This is a genomic window from Sneathiella sp. P13V-1, assembly GCF_015143595.1.
Lineage (GTDB): Bacteria > Pseudomonadota > Alphaproteobacteria > Sneathiellales > Sneathiellaceae > Sneathiella.
This window is the reverse complement of record NZ_WYEU01000002.1, coordinates 1-20,614: the sequence shown is the minus strand read 5'-3', so window position 1 is coordinate 20,614 and position 20,614 is coordinate 1. Positions and strand designations below refer to the sequence as shown.

21 protein-coding genes are annotated in these 20,614 nt (G+C 47.1%); 13 read left to right on the top strand and 8 right to left on the bottom strand.

From position 1 onward, the window contains the following. The first annotated feature begins 221 nt into the window (after nucleotides 1-221). Genes GUA87_RS07045 through GUA87_RS07030 form a run of 4 tightly spaced genes read left to right on the top strand, consistent with a single transcriptional unit; the run spans nucleotide 222 to nucleotide 3,965 of the window. Nucleotides 222-704: a DUF2269 family protein gene (locus tag GUA87_RS07045; protein WP_227711792.1), complete on the top strand. Its 483-nt coding sequence runs from the start codon at nucleotides 222-224 to the stop codon at nucleotides 702-704. Then, a complete protein-coding gene (locus GUA87_RS07040; RefSeq protein ID WP_193715866.1) occupies nucleotides 701-1,297 on the top strand; it encodes a DUF4166 domain-containing protein in 597 nt (198 codons plus the stop codon). Before GUA87_RS07045 ends, GUA87_RS07040 begins: the two co-directional genes overlap by 4 nt. Continuing rightward, nucleotides 1,294-2,391 carry a saccharopine dehydrogenase family protein gene (locus tag GUA87_RS07035; RefSeq protein ID WP_193715865.1) on the top strand — a complete coding sequence of 366 codons (1,098 nt, stop codon included), beginning with the start codon at nucleotides 1,294-1,296 and terminating at the stop codon, nucleotides 2,389-2,391. Before GUA87_RS07040 ends, GUA87_RS07035 begins: the two co-directional genes overlap by 4 nt. Further along, complete coding sequence (locus tag GUA87_RS07030) at nucleotides 2,388-3,965, top strand: hypothetical protein (protein WP_193715864.1); 1,578 nt, start codon at nucleotides 2,388-2,390, stop codon at nucleotides 3,963-3,965. The genes GUA87_RS07035 and GUA87_RS07030 overlap by 4 nt, the downstream gene beginning before the upstream one ends. 3 nt (nucleotides 3,966-3,968) lie before the next feature. On the opposite strand, the gene GUA87_RS07025 is transcribed toward GUA87_RS07030, so the two are convergent. Continuing rightward, nucleotides 3,969-4,808, bottom strand: a complete 840-nt coding sequence (locus GUA87_RS07025; RefSeq protein WP_193715863.1) for a helix-turn-helix domain-containing protein — start codon at nucleotides 4,806-4,808, stop codon at nucleotides 3,969-3,971. A 137-nt stretch (nucleotides 4,809-4,945) separates the two neighbouring features. Between GUA87_RS07025 and GUA87_RS07020 the strand changes: the two genes are divergently transcribed. Then, nucleotides 4,946-5,140, top strand: a complete 195-nt coding sequence (locus GUA87_RS07020; RefSeq protein WP_193715862.1) for a DUF2061 domain-containing protein — start codon at nucleotides 4,946-4,948, stop codon at nucleotides 5,138-5,140. Nucleotides 5,141-5,169: 29 nt separating this feature from the next. On the opposite strand, the gene rimK is transcribed toward GUA87_RS07020, so the two are convergent. Together rimK and GUA87_RS07010 are read right to left on the bottom strand one after the other, a co-directional pair. Next, nucleotides 5,170-6,570, bottom strand: a complete 1,401-nt coding sequence (gene rimK / locus GUA87_RS07015; protein ID WP_193716987.1) for a 30S ribosomal protein S6--L-glutamate ligase — start codon at nucleotides 6,568-6,570, stop codon at nucleotides 5,170-5,172. Nucleotides 6,571-6,858: 288 nt separating this feature from the next. Then, nucleotides 6,859-8,166 (bottom strand): alpha/beta hydrolase family protein, encoded by a 1,308-nt coding sequence (locus GUA87_RS07010; RefSeq protein ID WP_227711790.1) that lies wholly within the window; start codon nucleotides 8,164-8,166, stop codon nucleotides 6,859-6,861. A 233-nt stretch (nucleotides 8,167-8,399) separates the two neighbouring features. On the opposite strand from GUA87_RS07010, the gene GUA87_RS07005 reads away from it, so the two are divergent. Then, entirely contained in the window at nucleotides 8,400-8,801 is a 402-nt protein-coding gene (locus GUA87_RS07005; RefSeq protein ID WP_193715861.1) for an STAS/SEC14 domain-containing protein, read from the top strand. 8 nt (nucleotides 8,802-8,809) lie between these two features. Here the strand turns inward: GUA87_RS07005 and GUA87_RS07000 are convergent, their stop codons facing one another. Further along, nucleotides 8,810-10,453: a GAF domain-containing hybrid sensor histidine kinase/response regulator gene (locus GUA87_RS07000; RefSeq protein WP_193715860.1), complete on the bottom strand. Its 1,644-nt coding sequence runs from the start codon at nucleotides 10,451-10,453 to the stop codon at nucleotides 8,810-8,812. 106 nt (nucleotides 10,454-10,559) lie between these two features. Then, nucleotides 10,560-11,462 (bottom strand): DMT family transporter, encoded by a 903-nt coding sequence (locus tag GUA87_RS06995; protein ID WP_193715859.1) that lies wholly within the window; start codon nucleotides 11,460-11,462, stop codon nucleotides 10,560-10,562. A 169-nt stretch (nucleotides 11,463-11,631) separates the two neighbouring features. Between GUA87_RS06995 and GUA87_RS06990 the strand changes: the two genes are divergently transcribed. The 3 genes from GUA87_RS06990 (at nucleotide 11,632) to GUA87_RS06980 (ending at nucleotide 13,753) form a co-directional block, all read left to right on the top strand. After that, nucleotides 11,632-12,510, top strand: coding sequence for a helix-turn-helix transcriptional regulator (locus GUA87_RS06990; protein ID WP_193715858.1), 879 nt, complete (start codon nucleotides 11,632-11,634; stop codon nucleotides 12,508-12,510). Between the two features lie 15 nt (nucleotides 12,511-12,525). After that, complete coding sequence (locus GUA87_RS06985) at nucleotides 12,526-13,038, top strand: hypothetical protein (protein WP_193715857.1); 513 nt, start codon at nucleotides 12,526-12,528, stop codon at nucleotides 13,036-13,038. 97 nt (nucleotides 13,039-13,135) lie between these two features. After that, on the top strand, nucleotides 13,136-13,753 hold the full coding sequence (locus GUA87_RS06980) for a hypothetical protein (RefSeq protein ID WP_193715856.1): 618 nt from the start codon (nucleotides 13,136-13,138) through the stop codon (nucleotides 13,751-13,753). Nucleotides 13,754-13,809: 56 nt separating this feature from the next. Here GUA87_RS06980 and GUA87_RS06975 read toward each other — a convergent pair whose 3' ends face one another. Continuing rightward, complete coding sequence (locus GUA87_RS06975) at nucleotides 13,810-14,187, bottom strand: VOC family protein (RefSeq protein ID WP_193715855.1); 378 nt, start codon at nucleotides 14,185-14,187, stop codon at nucleotides 13,810-13,812. A 240-nt stretch (nucleotides 14,188-14,427) separates the two neighbouring features. On the opposite strand from GUA87_RS06975, the gene GUA87_RS06970 reads away from it, so the two are divergent. After that, nucleotides 14,428-14,877 (top strand): SRPBCC family protein, encoded by a 450-nt coding sequence (locus GUA87_RS06970; protein ID WP_193715854.1) that lies wholly within the window; start codon nucleotides 14,428-14,430, stop codon nucleotides 14,875-14,877. Here GUA87_RS06970 and gcvA read toward each other — a convergent pair. After that, nucleotides 14,874-15,812, bottom strand: coding sequence for a transcriptional regulator GcvA (gene gcvA, locus GUA87_RS06965; protein WP_193715853.1), 939 nt, complete (start codon nucleotides 15,810-15,812; stop codon nucleotides 14,874-14,876). The two genes, GUA87_RS06970 and gcvA, sit on opposite strands and share 4 nt — an antisense overlap. 83 nt (nucleotides 15,813-15,895) lie before the next feature. Here gcvA and GUA87_RS06960 point away from each other — a divergent pair, with 83 nt between their 5' ends. From GUA87_RS06960 to katG, 3 genes are all read left to right on the top strand, one after another. Next, nucleotides 15,896-17,077, top strand: coding sequence for a hypothetical protein (locus GUA87_RS06960; protein ID WP_193715852.1), 1,182 nt, complete (start codon nucleotides 15,896-15,898; stop codon nucleotides 17,075-17,077). Continuing rightward, the gene (locus tag GUA87_RS06955) at nucleotides 17,077-17,613 is read left to right on the top strand and encodes a GNAT family N-acetyltransferase (RefSeq protein WP_193715851.1); all 537 of its coding nucleotides are present in this window, start codon (nucleotides 17,077-17,079) and stop codon (nucleotides 17,611-17,613) included. Before GUA87_RS06960 ends, GUA87_RS06955 begins: the two co-directional genes overlap by 1 nt. Nucleotides 17,614-17,729: 116 nt before the next feature. Continuing rightward, the gene (gene katG / locus GUA87_RS06950) at nucleotides 17,730-19,880 is read left to right on the top strand and encodes a catalase/peroxidase HPI (protein WP_193715850.1); all 2,151 of its coding nucleotides are present in this window, start codon (nucleotides 17,730-17,732) and stop codon (nucleotides 19,878-19,880) included. Nucleotides 19,881-19,919: 39 nt separating this feature from the next. Here the strand turns inward: katG and GUA87_RS06945 are convergent, their stop codons facing one another. Further along, nucleotides 19,920-20,267 (bottom strand): hypothetical protein, encoded by a 348-nt coding sequence (locus GUA87_RS06945; RefSeq protein WP_193715849.1) that lies wholly within the window; start codon nucleotides 20,265-20,267, stop codon nucleotides 19,920-19,922. Between the last annotated feature and the right edge of the window lie 347 nt (nucleotides 20,268-20,614).

The following is a 20,614-nucleotide window of genomic DNA, read 5'->3' as shown; positions in this document are numbered from 1 at the left end:
CTGGCCGGCTCTCTCTCAAGTATCTTATTTCAGGATGACCTCAATTTCGCAGAAGAGGTAATTGATTTTTTGGATAACTGATACTCTAGGGGCTCCTAAAAAGGAGCCCTTTTCTAAATCCTCAACACACCCCTCAATCACAATTTTTCCGATAAATTACTTGCTTTTAATTATCTAAAAATGGAAACTAAAAACCATGAACCGTGGACGGAACATCATCGATGGATTTTGAAGGTATAGATCTTTACCTGCTCGCCAAGACAGTACACATTTTAAGTTCAACTATACTGTTTGGGACAGGCTTAGGTATTGCCTTCTTTATGCTTCGTTCCTATTTCTCGGTAAAAATAGAAGAAAAAGCTTATGCTGCACAAAACACTGTAGTGGCTGACTATATCTTTACTCTCCCCGCTGTCATTATCCAACCGATTTCAGGGGCTCTTCTCGTTCATCTAGGCGGATTTGCATGGACCGACTACTGGCTCTTAGCAACTTATGCTATTTATGTCTTAGTTGGATGTTGCTGGATCCCCGTTATTTGGCTTCAGATACAACTAAAGCAAATGGCTATCCACGCGCGGGAGACAAAAACAGCACTTCCAGAGCGATACAACAAGCTATTTCAGATTTGGTTCTTACTTGGGTGGCCAGCTTTCATTGGCTTATTGATTATTTTTTACCTGATGGTAGCAAAACCCATATGAGTGAGCCAACTTTCAAATCCATATTCGGAGAGAACTGGAAAAATCTCCCACCGGTTATGGTCAAGCATTATGCCAATCGCCCTTATTCCAACGACACCCATAAGGTTACGGGCGTGCTTGATGTAAGTTGCAAAGCGCCCCTCCAGTGGATCGCCCCACTTATGAAGTTATTGGGTCAAATTCCAGCGCAAAATGAAAAGGATGTTCCGGTTGAAGTCTTATTTCAAAGTGAAGAGACATCGGCGGCTTTTCATTTTGTGCGTACCTTCAATTTCAAAAAAGACGCGCCCTACATTTTTCATTCCCGTATGCTTCAAACACAAGGCAACGAAGTTATTGAAATCATGCGATTTCACCTTTGCTGGCGTCTCACCTATCACTGGGAAAATGACAGAGTGATCCTAAAACACAAAGGATACGGCCTTTATCTTTGGGACAAAGTTATTCCGCTTCCTCTAACCATGATACTTGGCAAGGGATATGCTGAAGAAGTGGCCGTAAATGACACAACATTCGATATGTTTACCCATATTACACATCCGTTGTGGGGAAAAATATACGAGTATCGCGGAAGATTTGAGGTGGTCGAATGAAACGTGTTTTGATCATTGGTGGCTATGGGAATTTTGGAAAATACATAGCGTCTACCCTATCCAAAGACCCTAACCTGCATATTATTGTGGCAGGCAGATCTCTTCAAAAAGCACAGAAACTCGCACTGGAAATTGACGCTGATGCCTTGAAACTTGATATTTCAGACGACATCAAAAACTCGATAGAAGCCTGCAATCCCAACATAGTCATCCACACCTCAGGCCCATTTCAGGCTCAGGGTTATGAGGTTGCCTTGGCCTGTATCCATATCGGAGCCCATTATATAGATTTAGCAGACGGCAGAGAATTCGTCGTCGGCATCGAGCGGCTCAATGAGCAAGCTGAAGCAGCAGAGGTTCTAGCTGTCAGCGGTGCAAGCTCAGTCCCCTGCCTTACCTCTGCATTAGTGGATCACTATGAGCTCGAATTTGAAACCCTCGAAAGCCTTGACTATGGCATCACCACCGCGCAAAAAACAACGCGCGGCCTCGCCACAACTGCCGCCATTTTAGGATACACAGGAAAGCCCTTTAAGACCCTACTTCAAGGGAAAAATGAAACCATCTATGGGTGGCAAGGCTTAAAAGCGAGAAATTACAAAGACCTTGGAACGCGTTTACTTGGCAACTGTGATATCCCGGATTTAAGTATCTTTCCAAAGCGCTACCCCAGCCTGCAAACCATAAGATTTTATGCAGGGTTGGAACTCAAATTCTTACACATGGCGTTGTGGATGCTATCAGGTTTGGTGCGATTGGGGCTAATCCCACGGTTAGAAAAGCTGGCCCCTTTCATGCTGAGAGCATCTTTCCTATTTGATGTTTTCGGCTCCGAAGATAGTGGCTTTCACATGCAGATCTCTGGCAAGGATAAAGCCGGAAATACCAAACAAATCCTGTTTGAACTTACTGCACGCAAAGGGGATGGCCCCTATATCCCCTGCATGCCGGCCATTTTGCTTTGTAAAAAAATCGCGTCCGGGGAGCTTACAAAAACAGGTGCCACGCCTGGCGTTGGCCTCATCACCAAGGACGATTACTTAAGCGCATTATCAGATCTAGCCATTAACTGGACTGAAGAGGTAACAGAATGAAGATAGGAGAAATCAAACTTTGGTTAGTTTGCTTGCTAGTACTGTTCGCAACCATCAACCTTGCATTTAGTTCTGAAACAACACTCACCATTGACGAGTTACGGTCATGTAACGAAGCAAATTGTTTTATCCAAATGGCGCAAAACGAGCTAAAAAAACTGGAAACCTCCAACAATGATGGAAGGGCTTCAAGACAAAGGTTTCACCACAAGTCAGCAAGCACGTATATCGCCCTCGCTCTTCTTCAAAACGGTCGAATAGAGGGCGCCAAAAAATGGATACATTCCTTCCCAAAAATTCGACCTAATGTGCAACGTGCCTATTTTGGCGAGTTTGGGCGACAAAGAAGTAAACAGATAAATTCAGAACTCTCCTATTGGGACATCAACGATAGCACCCCGCCTGGGTTTCTATTGGGTGACCTCGAAGTTTATGATGCACGTTATTCAGAACTGAAAGCGATTGATCTGAAATTTGATGAGGCAGTATCCATTGCGGAAACTATCGAGGATCAAAAAATACGGGATGCCTTATTCGTTTTCATTGCAGAAGCAATGGTCGAAAATGGAAAGCCCATAGATGCTCTAAAAATTACATCCCTTACGAAAAAGAAACATCTACCGACGCAAGTCGATGCCTTTAGGTTGGCGTATAAAAACTTAACCTACGAGCAAATAGCAGAGCAAACCGGGCTTTCCAAACAGGAGCTTGCTTCCTCTGCTTTTATGTATTCTTTGATTGAATACACGCCAAAAAAAGCAGCTGAAATTTATGAAAGTAACATTGGTGACCCCAACAATGGCAATCTCGGAGTTATCCTCTTTTTTGTGGCTGCGAAAGAACAGAGATATTCATATCTCAAAGCACTTTTGAAAGAAGGCTACTTGGATAAGATAGGGTCCACTACTTACGCCAATATTTTCGGTCAGTTACTAACCCAAGCCAATCTTGCACAAGCCCGAGAACTTGCAGCCCTTTCACCAACACCAGCCCATGCAGTTGCAGCCTGGAGCACTATCGGGGCGAAAAGCGGACTCTCGCAAGATTTTGACCATGCGAGAAATGCCTTAACAGGAATGTGCTGCGAAACCAAAGCTCAATCAGAAAGATTGCTCGCAAAGAATTTGGCTAAAGGAGGGTATTTTGAGAGTGCATTCAAGTTGATCGAGACACTTCGCCCATCTCAAAAATCGGTTAGCTTTGAATTTGAAATCTGGGACGAAATCCTAAATTCCACATATCTTGCTTACAATATACAAGAAGCAGTAACTGTTGTTGGTAATAAGCTATCTCAAATAGATGCTGATCCACCGAATAATGTTTGGTTTCAATATGCTAATCGCATCCTTGCCCCGAATTTGATGACGAGAGACCTACTCAATCAACTTAGCAGCCGCCTGAAATCAGACCTTCATAAAAAGCAATTCGTTATCAGTCTTGTATCGCAACATGCCTACGTTGGGGAATTTGACACACTGTATGAAACCATTCTTTCCAGTGACACTAAAACACGCATCAAAATGCTTACCGAGTTAGCCAACTTTTACAGCTACAAGAAGAAGTATGGAAATTGATAGTTACAAATGTCCGCGCATCCAGGTAGGCATTTCGTGGGCTTGGACGGTTGCATTGCGGACGAGCTCGTCGAAATGGCGGGCAAGAGGGCGGATGTGGCCGCTGGTGTTGAGGACAAAATACCCTTGCCCGATATAGATAACCGCCCTTAATGGACCGAAAATAGTAACAGGCACTGAATAGTGGGTGCGAAGGTCAAATCCGTAAATCCTGACGCGAGGGTATAATTCTTCTGTCAGCTCCGCCATATATTCAATCTGCTCCATCCGGGTTTTCTTTGGAATATCCTGCCAGATATGAGATCCATCTGCGAATTGCGCGAACCGTTGGACAGGAATACAGATTTCCATCTCTACATCCGGCATACGGATGTATGACTGCCGAAGATCCCGCTCCGTAATCGCCTGTTCCCCCGTTTTGACAGCAAAATCGCGATATTCATACCGAAGAACTTCGTTGGTTTTGAGCATATCGGGCAGGGTACTCGGCACATGACGGATTTTATATCCAGACGCCTCGCGGAACCACTCCTCCAGATTGCTGTCCATAGGCGCGCGTTCCAAGCTGGGAGTGAAATTCAGAGCGCCATCCAACAAAGTGGTCACGGGCTGCGCCTGTTGGCTGAGACCCAACAACCAATCCGAACTGACACCTAACACGCTGGCGAGTTCCGCCAATGTATGCCCATTGGGTAATCGCGGTGCATTTTCACTCAATAACTGCCCAAGCGTAGAACGATCAATACCAGCCTGATCAGCAAGTTGTGATGATTTGAGGTTCGCCGTATCCATAGCAGAGAGCATGTTTCGGCGAAAAATTTGAGCGCGATCCCGTTTATCCATCAAGAGAATTTATCATATTAGAGATAAATATCAATTTTCTTGATTTTTATACTTTCTCAAAATTTTATAAGAGCAATTTAGACTTTTGTGACAACTGTTTCCTTGTCAAACCAGCGCAGTTTTCAAATACTCCCCTCATGCAAAACACAAAAAAAATATCATTGCTAAAAGCGGTTAGCTGGCAAACTCTTGGGATATTCAGCACCCTCATTACCACGTGGATTGTAACAGGATCTATCAGCCTCGCTGGTAATCTGACATTTGCGATGACGAGCGTCGCTTTTGTGATGTATTTCCTGCATGAACGTGTCTGGGCAAGGTTCACAAACTAAAAAACCGGCCTTTCAGCCGGTTTTTTTAATCACAACCGCCGTGGTTTAATCACTTTTGGAGGTCGGGCATTTTTTTCAATATGTTCAATGACCAGATCCGCTATTTTTTTCTTGGTCACTTTTTCAATACCTTCAAGGCCAGGAGAAGAGTTCACTTCCAGGACCTTCGGCCCTTTATCCGATCGCAAGAGATCAACACCTGCCATGGAAAGTCCCATCACCTTTGCAGCTCTTACTGCGGTCGCACGCTCTTCTTTGGTAAGCCGGATTTGTTTTGCCTGGCCGCCTTGATGCAGGTTAGCCCTGAAATCTCCGTCAAGGCTCTCTCGGCGCATTGCTGCGACAACTTTATTACCAACGACAAAACATCGGATATCGGAGCCGGCGGCTTCCTTGATAAACTCCTGAACCAGAATGTTCGCCTTCAGGCCCTGAAATGCATCAATCACAGATTCCGCCGCTTTTTTTGTTTCGGTGAGAACCACACCTTTTCCTTGCGTTCCTTCGAGCAATTTAACCACAAGAGGGGCCCCGCCGACAAACTTGATAAGCTCATCGGTTGCTTTTGGTGACCTTGCAAAGCCTGTATCAGGCATACCAATTCCTGCACGCGCCAGAAGTTGATGCGCATAGAGCTTATCGCGAGACGCACCAATGGCAGATGCGGAATTAAGACAGTATACGCCCATAGCCTCAAATTGCCGGACAACGGCCATACCGTAGAAGGTAATGGAGGCGCCAATTCGAGGAATAATGGCATCAAAACCTTCAAGGGATTTCCCCCCCAGATGCACTTCAGGGCGGTGGGAGGTGATATTGATATAGCAGCTAGTGGTATTGATCAATTCGATCAAATGACCACGTTCTTCCGCGGCAGCTACCAATCTTTCAGACGAGTAGTTATTCGGCTCCCGTGTCAGGATACCAATTTTAAGATTTTTGCGAGGTCCTTTTGCCCTTGGCAATTCATCGTAAAGAGCCGCAGAAAGTTCGCCTTGCACGCAGGATAAGTTTGGGTCAACAATTACGTTTCCACCAATCGCTGTCCGTCCCAGCAACATGCGGTACTGCATATTCTCGCGGTTCGTCAGAGAAATTTCTATGGGCCATTCCTGACCGCCAATTCGAACGAGGGTTTTGACGACATAGCGCACCTCAGACTCGCCGTTCGAACTCGTAATTTCACGCTGATCCACAAGATCCGCTGTACAAAATACGGTGATATCTGGTCGCTCAGGCAGGGGATGGATCCCAAAGCGCACACGTGATTTACCAGCTCGTGTAAATGGTTCGATCATAAAAGCATGAATGGAGGAAGTTCTTGCACCAGTGTCGACTTTCACCTTTACCGCAGGCAATCCCAACTGGGGCAATGAAACCCATTCATCCCACCCGATAATCAGTTCTTTGTCCTGAACTAAATCGCTGATTTCAATGGGTGTATCCGATCCATTTCCTTTTTTGCTCAAAAGACCATCCTCCGACAAGACAAACAGCTAAAATCCGGCAATCTATTGCAAGTTTACACAATTAGATTTTATTTGAAATAATCTGCGATATTCCTTCAGTTAGTTTACGATCTCAAGCACTGAATAGGTTACGCAGAAGACGGCACCTGATAATGGTCAAGGCGCCATGACGCAAGTCATTTTTGCGCCCTTCATCTAATTATAACATAAGCCGATGCAAGGATCGGCTTATGTCGCATTAGAGAAACTTTAGTTTTTCGGCATAAATTCTAGTTTAAGCCCTTTTGCCGTACGGTTCGCAAAACCTTTCCAGTAATTATGCTCAGGTTTGAATGTTCCGTCTTTCTCCACCGCGTAAACCGCGTCAGCAGAATCTGGTACAAGATCCAGATAGGCTTTCTTGTCCGCCTCCCCTTTCAGGTGCATCCCGAAATATGCGGTTACAAAATGCTGCATGATATTGTTCATGCGAAGGGTGTCCCAAACCGGATCCGCATAATGTTCGAACGGGACAAAATCTAGATGTTTGCTTGGCTTCCATGACTCGGTTGGTGCTGGAATTGGCGCTGCCGCATTGTGGTTTGCATTTTCAAAAGTGAGTAAATATCGATCCACATTCACCGCATTTTTAAAGATAGCCTGCGTTCCTTTTTCATAACCTGAAACATCATCAACGCTGCCGGAGATAAAGAACATCGGCACCCGCACACCGCTCAAACCCTTAGCATCCCAGAAGCCATAATTCATACCCCATGGAGCCACAGAAACGATCGCCTTAAACCGATCATCCATCAGCGCTTCATGCTCTTTCGCCCCTGCCATCATCGGCATCAGCGTCTTATCAGGCGCACCCCATGCGTAATCTACGCTGGCTTTCGTAACACCACCACCCGCAGTGATGACAGAGCCATATCCACCCATGGAATATCCAATAAGCCCCGTTGAAGAGGTGTCCACAAGACCGTTTAGGAAATGACCCTTTTCTTTACTTAAGCGATCAATTTCATTGAGGACAAAATTCTGATCCAGCGCCCGGTTTACAAGCGTGCTGCCAAAAGCCGCCTTGTTGTCATATGTGCTTTCCGTATGATCAATCGCCACGGCGACATAACCTTTGGACGCCAGATTTTCACCCAGATGACTCATCAGAAAGCGGTTCCCAGGATATCCATGGGAAATGATCACCAATGGAGCCGGTTTTGAAAGTTTTGCAGGCTTGACATCCCGCACCGCCTGACCGTGAAGATCTACTTTTGTATGACCATCCCGGATAAAGACGTCTTTATACACCCCTCCCCGCTTATCTTCACCTGAAGGATACCAAACCTCCAATGTGAGGGGTCGGTCATAAGTTGGATGAATTTCACCGGCTTTTACCTTTAAGATATCTTTTTGGTTTTTATTCACCAGACTTACGGTTCTGACGCCGATGGTAGCCTCGCCCGGCTTGGCAAGTTCCGGTGCATCCGGCCGCAATCCATCAACCCTGTTATCTTTGGCGAACGCGGTTCCACCCATTACGACACCCATCATCAACCCTAATATTATTTTTTTCATTTTCCCCACCTTATATCAGCACGCCCTGAATTACAGTGTAATGGCAGATAACTGTTACGGGAATATTATTTTCATTTTATCAGCGTTTATTTGCGAAACAGCGAATATCCGCAAGTTTTTTCACCTAAAAACCCACAAAACACTTAATTTCCTAAATGACCTCATGCAAAAATAGTATTTGTTAAGGGGTGATCCGTTATGGTTCTTGGCGGTGAATTATGCGGGTGGAATGGATGCAGCACGAAGTGCATTATGATCGGGAAGCTGGGGTTGTTTTTGTTCGGTATGGAGAAAAGCTGAACAAAGAAATCGTACTGGGTGCGTCCAAGGAACTAAACGCAATTCCTGATCTCAAAAAGGGAACGCCTGTACTCGTTGATTTCAGGGTTTGCGTTGACATCAACATTTCTAGTGAAGACACAAGAGAAGTCGCCAAATTCATGGCGCGCAATCACGAGAAGCGAGGGTTCTATCGGATTGCACAACTTGTCTCCTCCCAGTTCATGTTCGCCACATCCCGCATGACCACCGCCACACTAGACCCCGACAAATTTGAAATGATGGTGTTTCAAGATGAAACCGAAGCCAAAAAATGGCTCGGGCTACCTGCTGATTTGCAATTACCTTATGAGTAAAGCCCTGTTCAGAACCATCGCAGCATTTCCTCCATTTTCTCCCGCGTGAGGGGCTTAATCAAACTCCCATCGAACAGCACGCTCTGGTCACCCCTGATGTCGATCGTGTCATCTGCGCTTAAACTGATAATGCGTTGATCACTCTTCATTTTCTTGATCTCAGCACTTGTCTGCACTCCATCCATACCAGGCATATGTAGGTCCATTACCACGACATCGAACTCCCCATTTTTGAGAAGCTCAATTGCTTTTTCCCCACTATTCGCCTCAGCGCATACATGACCCATTTTTACGATAATATGTTTTGCTATCATCCGATTGATGTCCATATCATCAACAACCAGAATTCTTTTTGTTTGCTGAACGGCTCCGGTCGCTGCCGGGGTGTTATCGTGATCATAATTGAGCTGTCGCACCAAGAAGCCCAGCGTAAAAGTGGTTCCTTTTCCAGTTTGGCTTTCACAGGTGATCTGCCCTCCAAGCAAAGAGACCAGGTTCTGTGTAATCGCCATACCGAGCCCCGTCCCTCCATGCTCCTGAGCGATTGAAGCGTCTGCCTGCTCAAAAGGAGAAAACAGATTTGCAAGTTGCTGCTCTGACATACCTATGCCGGTATCCGTAACAACAATCTTTACGGCCTTTTTTCCGTCGATTCTGGAAGGTGACACCGTGACATGCACCTCTCCTTCTTTGGTGAATTTCACTGCATTGCTCAGGATGTTGTTGAGAATCTGATTAACACGCAGCTCATCCATGGCCATCACTTTTGGAAGGTTTGCCTCTAAATTCATTTTGAGGGTTAAACCCTTTTCCTCTGCAATTTTCTGCCAAATCCGCTGGATGTTGGCGATAAATTTTGGAAAATCTACATTCTTTCGGTGGATCTGGAACTTTCCGGCTTCCAGCTTTGCATAATCCAAAACATCGTTCAGAAGGCCCATAAGGATCTGGGAAGAGGACTGAATTCCTTCAACAATTTCAGCACCTTCCGGTGCGATATCATAGTCTGCTAGCGCATCTGCCAATCCGATCACACCAGTCAAGGGGGTTCTGATTTCGTGACTGATGGACGAAAGGAAATCCGACCTTGATTTGGAGGCTTTTTCAACTTCCTTCATCGCCAGATTCAAGTTCTGGTTCTTGATCCGAAGCTCCATCTCGCTGACAACGATGTCGGCAAGCAACCTCAGCTGTTCACTGTCCTCTTGTCTGAAATCTGTTCGGGGTTCCTGATCAATAATACACAGAGTTCCGATCTTATGGCCATCAGGTGTCTTTAAGGGTGCGCCTGCATAAAATCGAATGTCTGGAGCTCCCGTTACAAGAGGATTGTCCTTGAACCTATCGTCTTTCGACGCATCGTTCACGATAAAAGCCTGATCCCCTTGGATTGCGTGGTGACAGAAGGCCAGACTTCGAGGGGTTTCTTCAGCATCAAGTCCCACCCTGCTTTTAAACCATTGCCGATCCCGATCGACCAGAGAGACAAGCGCAATTGGGGAGGCATAGAAAGTAGACGCCAACTGTGTCAATCGATCAAAAGCCTGCTCTGCTGCCGTATCAAGGATCTCATAATTTTGAAGAGATTGAAGCCGCGCCTCTTCTAGATCATCAGCACTCTGATGATCCAGGATGTTTTGATCGCTCTGCACTCGTCACCTCCCTTGCTATTCGCAATATAGTGACCGAAGAAAATTAAAGTATTATTTATAATTTTCTAATGCGCAAGAAACCTTGATCTTAAATCCTGTCTGTAAATCACACCGCACTTCGCCTCCACATGCTTCCAAACATTCCCGCCGGGCTAAACACGATCACGTTGCCCATCATGACGATGACGAGGCCGGCTATGGCGGCGGGGGTCCAGTTATAGCCTTCGAAGAAGGATGACACCATCAACGCAATCACCGGGAAAAGGACCGTGGCGTAGGCGGCTTTTTCCGGGCCGATACGTCCGACCAATGTCAGGTAGGCTGTAAATCCAATGACGGATCCCGGGATCGCCAGATAGACAAGCGCGCCCAAATATGTGGGGGATAGATCAATGGTGAACGGTTGTCCCATAAAACTGCTAAAGCCGACCAAAACCAATGTGCCGTAAAGCATACCAAAGGCATTACCTGTCGCCGTATCCACATTGTTGGCAGCGTTCCATTTCCCGATCATATTGCCGAGAGAAAAACAGTAGGTGCCGCAGAAGGCCAACAAAAGGCCGATGGCAACTTCCTGCAAGTCACCACTTTGATCAACGGTGGGCAGCACTAGAAGGGCAAGACCAAATAGCCCCATCATGCCGCCGAATACCGCCTTTGCGGATACCGGTGTTTTAAAGAACAACCGGTTGTTAATGACGTTTAGTATGGTTGCGAGGGAGAAAACCACCGAGACTAGACCGCTCGGGATTTTATCCGTGGCAAAATAAAAACAAATGAAGTTAAGGGAGAAGAGGCATAACCCTTGCCCCAAAAGCCTTAGATGTGCACGCGAAGGCAGTACCAGATTTTTTCGCATCACCAAAAGCGCTGCAAACAGCACGATAGACGCCAAGCCAAAACGATAGGCAATGGACTGTTCCACCGGGACAGGGCCGAGCTGCAAAGATATCGCAAACCAGGTAAGGCCCCAAATCACAACTGTCAGGGCGTAGAGAAAAATCGACATACTAAACTCCTTTGAGGGAGGAGCTTTTTGCCAGTATCCATCGCCCCTTTCTTTCATTTTTCAGGTATTTTTTGCAAAATCTTGCGCATTTGTGATTTCTGCACACTCAACTTTGTTGCAGCGCACCTAAAAGCCCCGTATTTTTGCGTCAGTTATGGATTGGGCGCCAATGACACAGTCAGTTTTCAAACAGGATGTATTTAATGTCCTGCATCATGCAGGGGCAACCGCCTTACGATCTGCGGATCTGGGCGATGGCTTGTCTGTGGCCCAATGGTATAACGAAGATGGCGAAGCGGCCTATGATCAACCGGGCCACCATACGTTCAGCATCTACCTGAACGGTGGCCAATCGGTCGAGCGGATCTATTCCAATGGCCCGCGCATCGGCGGCGCGCCCGGGAAAATCTGCCTGCTGCCAGAGGATCATCGCTCCCGCTGGCATATCCCAAAACCGCTGGAGATGTTCCACCTCTATTTCAGTCCTGAGAAAATCAAATCTCTCGCGATGCAAGTGCTGGATCGGGACCCAAGACAGGTGGAGCTTCAGGACCTCACTTTTGAGGCGGACAATTACGCGGAAAATATCCTGAAATATGCGGTTCTCCCCCTCGATTGGGAGGAGAAATCAAACAAGCTCGCCCTCACCGCGGCGGCGGATCTGTTTATGATCCATATCCTGAAAAATTACGCGCGGCAGCCCGCTGATCTGCCAGATGTCAAAGGCGGCCTACCCAAGCATATCTGCAAAAGGCTGGATGAGTACCTACACACCCATTTTGGTGAGGCCATGGGGATTGAGGATCTAAGCGCCCTTGCGGGATATAGTAGTTATCATTTCGCCCGCATGTTCAAGCAGAGTTTTGCTCTACCGCCCCATAAATACCTGAACAATATCCGCATCCAGAAGGCGAAGGAAATGCTAGCCGCTGGCAGGCTGTCCATCGCAGAAGTCTCTCTCGCCTGCGGTTTTTCTTCGCAAGCCCACTTCACCAACAGTTTTAAAAAGGCGGTGGGCCTCACCCCACGGCAATTTCAAACCTTGTAAATAAAGGCGTAGCTCATGAAACAAGTGCGGAAATCCCCCCTCCCCGATCCAAGTTTCATGCAACTATATAAAGACACCCTCGGTTGTCAGGTGGACTGTTTTTGCGTTGAAGTCCCTACCCCGATCACCATGGAGCAATATATCACCGCCTTCTTTGACAGCCCGGTGTTCAAGCTGGAACGGTTTATCCTGAAAATCGCCGCGAAAAGCCCCACCACACGGCAGGGTGTGGAAAATCTGGCGTCCGGCAAAAGTGATCAGTTTGCCATGTGGAAGGTGGAACAGCGATCGGAAAATGAACTCCTCCTCGCCGTGCAAAACAGCCCCATCCGAACCTGGCTTACCCTCCGCCCCGGTGAAGATGACACCACCCACCTCTATTTCGGCTCCGCCGTCCTACCCGAAGAAACCGACAAACTCGGCAATCCAAGAACCGGATTTCTATTCCGCGCTTTAGGCTGGTTTCATGAGGGGTATTCGAAGGTATTGTTGTGGGCGGCTGTGAGAGAAATTTACAAGCAATCATAGGAAACAAGTAGGTCATCCCACTTGTACTAATAAAGTTCACATTACATATATAACCAAAAGGATTACTTTTTGGAGATTGCTAATTTCTGAATCAGATGTGGATGAAATAGCTAAACTTGTACACGAAATCGTCAATCGGAGAAGAGGCTATGCCAATTTTTTTGGATATTCTGGCTCCGACAAAGAAACAAGAAAAGCAGAGGAACTCGATGTTGGCAGAGAGCTGCTCCTTCATCTCAATACTTTGGGATTGGAACAATACAGCAATCTATCACTTCTCGACGATAAAGAGGGCAACGAACCTTTTCCTGATCTACAAGCTATAACTCAAGAACAAAAGCACATCGGCATTGAAATTACTGAGCTTGTAAACGAGGAAAAAGTTGCACAATACGCTAAAGCAAAAAACACTAACCAATCCATCAATCCAAACGATTGGCATGTCTATGACAAGGGCGAATTAGAATTCGCCATTAACGAGATAATAAATAAAAAAAACGAGAAAATATCAAGAAAACCAGACCATCTACAGGAAATCTGGCTCACAATCTTTACAGACGAAGCTTTCCTTAAATACCGTTATGTTATGGAATTTAAAGACACATTAGAGCTAGTAGAAAATTTATTTGATGAAATATACCTAGTTATTTCTTACTCGCCTGAAGTAAAGGATAATGCCTTTCCAAACGGCTATCCAATAATAAAACTAAAATAGCTACCATTTCTCCCGGCCCGAAAGCCGGGAGGCGCTGTATTTTCTGGACTCAGAGATTATCTCACATAGTGCAGGGCACAGATTTTGTTGCCGGATGGGTCGCGTAAATAGGCAAGATACATGCTCACACGGCCTTCGCGAACGCCTGGAGGGTCTTCACATGTTGTACCGCCGTTGGCGAGGCCTGCTTCGTGGAATTTATCCGCATCTTCAGTAGACGCCGCCGCAAAACCGATTGTGCCGCCATTGGCGTGAGTTGCAGGCTGACCGTCGATTGGCTTGCTGATTGAAAACACACCTTTTTTGGTGATGTAGAAAACACGACCTTTTTCATCAACCACACCCGGTTCATGACCCAGCGCGCCGAGGATCGCATCATAGAAAGTCTTTGCTTTTTCGATGTCGTCGGCACCGACCATTACATGACTAAACATTCCATCTCCTGTTGTTTATTGGTTATTGGATTTAATCGTCGGCGGTCATGTTAAACACAGATTTTGTGAATTACGAATAGTTTTCGTGAATGCACATGATCGTGATTTTCTATAACCAGAGTTGCGGCATTTTCCATGTTGACGGTTTTCAAGTTCTGCCCTAGCCTGCATTTAGTTGTTGAGTAACAACTTTTTTAAACCGGCACCAAAAATCAAAATAATAGCCGGAGGAGGAAACCCATGAGCGAAACTTACCAGTTTGAACGCAGCCACAATATTCTGATCGATGCGGCACCCGAAGAAGTTCTGGATTATGTGAGCAATCCCAATTCCTGGCCGGAGTGGATTTTTGCCTCTCACCATATTGAAAGCGAAGATCGACCTTTGGTCACCGGAGATACCTTCCTTGAGAAATGGCACACGAAAACAGGCGAAGCGATCCTCAACTGGAAGGTGACAGATTGGGAGAAAGGCAAGCTCTGGATTGGGGAGACACATACCCCATTCACCGGAACGATCATTGTCCGCTACGACGCCGAACAGGTGGGGAATCAATGTAAATACACCCGTACCCTCATCAATCCGGCGCGCCCCAAACCCATCACAGATAAAATGATCGCCGCCATTGATGAAGAGGCGTCTGCCTCCCTTCTCAATATCAAAAATAATCTGGAAGGACGGAAAACTTAATTGGCTTGCGGCACATATAAAGACGGGTTGATCGCGGGCATGTTGGTAAACTCCTCCACAATCCAACGCTCCACTTGCTGCATCTGGGCGGTTGGCGCTACACCTTCTGGCGTTACCAGCCAGTAGCTGTAGGTTGCGCTAAGACAAATATCGAATGGGATGACCAATCGCCCAGCCATCAGGTCATCAACCACCAAGGCCGAACGGCCCAGCGCAACCCCATGACCATCAATTGCGGCTTGCAAGATAGTTGTATCATCGCCAAGTCTGGGCCCACGCGGCACGCCCACATTCTCCGCCCCGGCCTTTGCAAACCAGGCATGCCAATCCTCCTCAATATCCGCGTGCAGAAGCATAACTTTCGCCAAATCGGATGGAGTTTTGAGATCGTGGGTTTTCAGAAAATTCGGGGAACAGACAGGGAAAACACTTTCCTTATACAAAGGCTTTGCATCGAGGTGCGGCCAATGACCCTTGCCATATCGAATAGCTATATCTACACCGTCTTTTTTAAAATTCACCAGATTACGGGAAGCTGTTACCCGAAGGTCAATATCAGGGTTTTCTGCAGAAAATCTACCAAGCCGCGGCGCCAACCATTTGGCCGCGACCGACGGCAACATGGAAAGCGTTACAAAACTCTCCTTTTCTTGATCCCTGACGGCCCGCATTCCTTCCCTGATGGTTCCAAGGGCAATGGCCGCATGGCTCACAAACTCCTGACCAGCCTCATTCACCGTTAGCTTGGGCCCTTCCCTTGTAAACAACTGAACGCCTAAAAGCTTTTCCAGCTCCTGTATCTGCCGGCTGATGGCTCCTTGGGTGACGTTCAGTTCATCCGCCGCTTTGGTGAAACTTCCCAACCGGACAACAGCGTCAACTGCGCGCAACATCCGAATGGATGGAAGATGATCTTCTCCATGAGAAAAACTCATGATTAATACTCCTAAATCATAGTTTTTATAGGATCTACTATAAATCTATCATGATGTTATGAGCATACAAAAGGTTTCGCGTCATGACTTCAGCCAACTTATCATCAATCAACATAAACAGATTACTCCCTGACTGGCCTCTGGTTATCTGGCTTATCGTCATAGCTTTATCCCTCGGCCTGCTGAACGGTATGGAAGCCAATGAACTGGTCAGCACTTTCAATCGCGGATGGGGATATGCGTTAGGGGAATTCGCGCTCATCCTGCTCCCCTCCTTTACCTTGTCCGCAGTACTATCCAGAAAAACCGTTGGGGATGCGTCGTTGCTTGCCGCCTTTACGTCACCTGTTGCCGGTGCGGGTATGATTTGCCCGGACACGGCCTATGCCGCGCTGTCTCCCGTTGCGGGAAGACGCAAACTCATTGTCGCGATGGGTGCCTATAGCGGATTTAAACTTCTATTTCCTGCAGGCCCCTTGATCGTTGCGACGGGCCTTGGGGCAACGGATCCTTCTTTGCTGATTTACGGATTGGTATTTCTGTTCCCTGTATGGGCCGCTGGTATCTTGTGGGTCAATTTTAAGTATAAACCGATAAGCTCAGAAAACGCCTCACCTCCTGATATTAAAGGCGACCTATCAGCATTAGTCGCTCTGTTTCCGTTTGGCTTACTATTTGGACTATTAATCCTTGGCTGGATGGTTGATTTCACATCTTTTCCCGCAGTGGACTTTTTCACCACCCCTAAAGGGGCGTTGATATTATCCGCGGCTTTCGCGCTGGCAAGTATTGCATCTGACAAAAGAAGAGAATGTCTGGAAGAAGCCATACGTCGCTCCGCATTACTTCTATTTATCATCGGTGCAGCCAGCGCGTTTGGCGCCATACTCACTACATCCTTAGATGCTCAAAATCTGCTTCCAGCTGTTGATGGTGCCTTGGGGATTATTGGCTTATTCACGCTCACCGCTATGTTCAAGTTAATGCAAGGATCAAGCATGGCAACGTTTGCAGCAATCTCTCCCGTCACGGCACCGATTGTCGCAGCCTCCACTTTGCCGCCAGCCTCTGCTGTTTTTGCCATTTGTCTGGGTTCCTTTATCGCCATTTTTCCAAATGACAGCTACTATTGGCTGGTTCGGAAAGACGCTCTGGCAACTTCAACTGAAAACAAATCCATCAAGATCCTTGCTGGAGGTGCCATTTTGCAGGCATTATTTGGTCTTCTTATGCTTCTCGCTTTGTACATATCAGGTTTGATCTAATGACCTTCTCACACGCCTCTGCCACCATTCGTCCCGTTCAAAACTCTGACATACCAGCAATCCACCGGATTTATGAAGATCAGGTACTAAATGGAGTTTCAAGTTGGGAGGACGAGCCCCCAACTGTGCAAGAAATGACCGACCGACAAACCACCATTACAGAAAAAGGATTTCCATATCTGGTGGCAAAGGTCGATGGTCAGGTGATGGGTTACGCTTACGCCTCCTCCTACCGCCCGCGTCCCGGATACCGGTATACGGTCGAAAACTCGATCTATGTGGATCAAAACGCCCGCGGATCTGGGATTGGGCGCCTATTAATGGAAGAACTGATCCGGCAATGTGAAGCCGCTGGATATCGACAGATGGTCGCCGTGATTGGAGATTCTAACAATCACCCCAGCATCAATTTTCATAAAAAGATGGGCTTCATCCACGCCGGCACCATAAGGTCTATCGGTTTCAAATTTGGTCGCTGGATGGATTCAGTAATTATGCAGCTCCCCCTTGGGGAGAGTGATCAGACACTCCCCTAGATCCATAATTCAAAAATACTGAACGTTATTTTCAATTTAATCAATTTTACTAAATGCAAAAACGGCCCTACCTTCTTCATTAGAAAAACACAATTGTTCATCGAAGGAGGAAGATCATGAGTTCAGGAAAATGTCCCGTCATGCACGGAGGGAACACCCAATCAGGTAAATCCAACACTGATTGGTGGCCGAACGCGCTCAACCTCGACATCCTGCATCAGCACGATCAGAAAACAAATCCATTGGGATCTGATTTTGATTATCGTGCTGAAGTTCAGAAACTGGATTTTGAATCCGTCAAAAAAGATCTGCACGCTCTTATGACAGATAGTCAGGATTGGTGGCCCGCAGACTGGGGTCATTATGGTGGTCTTATGGTACGCATGGCATGGCACGCTGCGGGTTCCTACCGAACAGCAGACGGGCGTGGTGGCGGCGGCACAGGCAATCAACGCTTTGCCCCATTGAACTCCTGGCCGGATAATGTCAGCCTGGATAAAGCCCGCCGCCTTCTCTGGCCGATCAAGAAAAAATACGGCAATAAACTTTCCTGGGCGGATTTGATCATCCTTGCAGGTACAGTTGCCTACTCTTCCGTTGGCCTTAAAACCTTCGGCTTTGCCTTTGGCCGCGAAGACATCTGGCACCCAGAAAAAGATATTTACTGGGGATCTGAAAAAGAATGGTTGGATCGGGGTCGGTATGACAGTGATGACAAACCGGACAGCCTTGAAAACCCGCTTGCCGCCGTTCAAATGGGCCTGATTTATGTGAACCCGGAGGGCGTTGGCGGTAAACCTGATCCACTTAAAACCGCTTTGGAAGTGCGCGAAACCTTCTCTCGCATGGCTATGAATGATGAGGAAACTGTAGCGCTTACCGCTGGTGGCCACACGATTGGTAAAGCCCATGGCAACGGAGATGCCAGTCTTCTCGGGGCTGACCCAGAAGGCGCAGATGTGGAAAATCAAGGCCTTGGCTGGAGCAATCCGTCAGGATCCGGCAAAGGACGCGACACCATTACCAGCGGCATTGAAGGCGCGTGGACCAGCAATCCAACCCAATGGGATAACGGCTATTTCGATATGTTGCTCGGACATGAATGGGAATTGAAGAAAAGCCCAGCCGGCGCATGGCAGTGGGAACCTGTGGATATCAAAGAGGAAGATCGTCCTGCTGATGTGGAAGACGCATCCATTCGTACCAATCCGATCATGACTGATGCGGATATGGCGATGATCAAGGATCCGATCTATCGAGAGATTTCCGAACGCTTCCACAAAGACCCTGAGTACTTCTCTGAGGTGTTTGCCCGTGCATGGTTCAAACTCACGCACCGCGATATGGGGCCGAAAGCCCGCTATATCGGGCCAGATGTTCCTACCGAAGATCTGATTTGGCAAGATCCGATCCCTGCTGGGCCAACAGGTTATGATGTTGAAGACGCGAAAGCGAAAATCACTGCAAGCGGTCTTAGCATCAACGAGATGGTTGCAACCGCATGGGATAGCGCCCGCACCTATCGCGGGTCTGACATGCGCGGTGGTGCCAATGGTGCCCGCATTCGCCTTGCCCCGCAAAAAGACTGGGAAGGAAATGAGCCCATGCGCTTGGCAAAAGTCCTGTCAGTTCTGGAAGCTATCGCGACCGATGTCGGCGCCAGTGTGGCAGACATGATTGTTCTTGCCGGTAATGTTGGTGTTGAAAAAGCCGCAAATGCGGCTGGCATTCAGGTGAAGGTGCCTTTCTCTCCAGGTCGCGGTGATGCAACAGAAGACCAGACGGACGCAGATAGTTTTGCCCCGCTGGAGCCTGTTGCGGATGGTTTCCGAAATTGGCAGAAACAAGACTATGTTGTCACACCAGAAGAACTCCTGCTGGATCGTGCTCAATTGATGAACCTGACAGCGCCAGAGATGACCGTGTTGCTTGGTGGTCTTCGGGTGTTGGATACCAACTACGGCGGATCCCAACATGGTGTCTTTACAGAACGAAAAGGGCAGTTGACCAACGACTTCTTTGTGACCCTGACCGATATGCAATATGCGTGGAAACCAGCAGGCAAAAACCTGTATGAAATTCAGGATCGCAACTCAGGTGAAGTGAAATATACAGCGACCCGAGCAGATCTGGTCTTTGGCTCCAACTCCATATTAAGGGCCTATGCAGAAGTCTATGCCCAAGATGACGCAAAGGAAAAATTCGTTTCCGACTTCATCTCGGCCTGGACAAAAGTGATGAACGCCGACCGCTTTGATTTGACTTAATCCCCTCAACCCAGGCGGTGAAAATCACCGCCCGGGTTTTTATTTTATAAACAGGTTCTCTTTCGGATAGCTGCATCTTCCTTTGACGCAGCACGTTCTTTCAGAATCCGTCATCTTCACATTCCCTCGAATAGTGCGACCGTCCGAATATTTGATAACGCTCGTATCTTTCCGCCTGATTATTTTTGAAAGCTCAGGAACTTCTTCCCCGTTATCGTTTTGGTAGTAGCCGCACATTTTTACGTCGGGTTTCGTCAGAATATAAGCCACACCAACTTCATATTGCTTTGGCTCCTCTGCCGATACAACCATAGAGGGATAGGTCAGAAAGCACACTACCCCACACAAGGGCGCACTTCCCAGTAAGCGTTTAAAGATTGGAACCATAAGAATACTCCCAATTTTGCTGACTATAGGCTGTGGTTTTTAGGCTCGAAACCCGACGCCCAATTTTAACCATACCCAAAAGATAAAATTTTACGCTTTTTCCGCGAATGTACCCCAAATGAGGGATGGAATTGATTTAATACTAATATAGTATGTAATCCAATTAAACGAAGTGTGATGTTTCGTAATCAATTTTAATGCTCATGAGCATAATGATGCCGGAGAGAGATAATGGCGAAGACGGAAAACGGTACAGTAAGTGGCAGTGCAAGCGGTACAGTTGTTGCGGTTGAGGGTGGACAGAACATCTTGTTGGATGTTTCGAGCCCTGATCTTGTCGTTTTTTC

Coding starts and splice junctions, on each gene's coding strand:
- GUA87_RS07045 (WP_227711792.1), top strand. CDS start 222: ATGGATTTTGAAGGTATAGATCTTTACCTGCTCGCCAAGACAGTACAC.
- GUA87_RS07040 (WP_193715866.1), top strand. CDS start 701: ATGAGTGAGCCAACTTTCAAATCCATATTCGGAGAGAACTGGAAAAAT.
- GUA87_RS07035 (WP_193715865.1), top strand. CDS start 1,294: ATGAAACGTGTTTTGATCATTGGTGGCTATGGGAATTTTGGAAAATAC.
- GUA87_RS07030 (WP_193715864.1), top strand. CDS start 2,388: ATGAAGATAGGAGAAATCAAACTTTGGTTAGTTTGCTTGCTAGTACTG.
- GUA87_RS07025 (WP_193715863.1), bottom strand. CDS start 4,808: ATGGATAAACGGGATCGCGCTCAAATTTTTCGCCGAAACATGCTCTCT.
- GUA87_RS07020 (WP_193715862.1), top strand. CDS start 4,946: ATGCAAAACACAAAAAAAATATCATTGCTAAAAGCGGTTAGCTGGCAA.
- GUA87_RS07010 (WP_227711790.1), bottom strand. CDS start 8,166: ATGAAAAAAATAATATTAGGGTTGATGATGGGTGTCGTAATGGGTGGA.
- GUA87_RS07005 (WP_193715861.1), top strand. CDS start 8,400: ATGCAGCACGAAGTGCATTATGATCGGGAAGCTGGGGTTGTTTTTGTT.
- GUA87_RS06995 (WP_193715859.1), bottom strand. CDS start 11,462: ATGTCGATTTTTCTCTACGCCCTGACAGTTGTGATTTGGGGCCTTACC.
- GUA87_RS06990 (WP_193715858.1), top strand. CDS start 11,632: ATGACACAGTCAGTTTTCAAACAGGATGTATTTAATGTCCTGCATCAT.
- GUA87_RS06985 (WP_193715857.1), top strand. CDS start 12,526: ATGAAACAAGTGCGGAAATCCCCCCTCCCCGATCCAAGTTTCATGCAA.
- GUA87_RS06975 (WP_193715855.1), bottom strand. CDS start 14,187: ATGTTTAGTCATGTAATGGTCGGTGCCGACGACATCGAAAAAGCAAAG.
- GUA87_RS06970 (WP_193715854.1), top strand. CDS start 14,428: ATGAGCGAAACTTACCAGTTTGAACGCAGCCACAATATTCTGATCGAT.
- gcvA (WP_193715853.1), bottom strand. CDS start 15,812: ATGAGTTTTTCTCATGGAGAAGATCATCTTCCATCCATTCGGATGTTG.
- GUA87_RS06960 (WP_193715852.1), top strand. CDS start 15,896: ATGACTTCAGCCAACTTATCATCAATCAACATAAACAGATTACTCCCT.
- GUA87_RS06955 (WP_193715851.1), top strand. CDS start 17,077: ATGACCTTCTCACACGCCTCTGCCACCATTCGTCCCGTTCAAAACTCT.
- katG (WP_193715850.1), top strand. CDS start 17,730: ATGAGTTCAGGAAAATGTCCCGTCATGCACGGAGGGAACACCCAATCA.
- GUA87_RS06945 (WP_193715849.1), bottom strand. CDS start 20,267: ATGGTTCCAATCTTTAAACGCTTACTGGGAAGTGCGCCCTTGTGTGGG.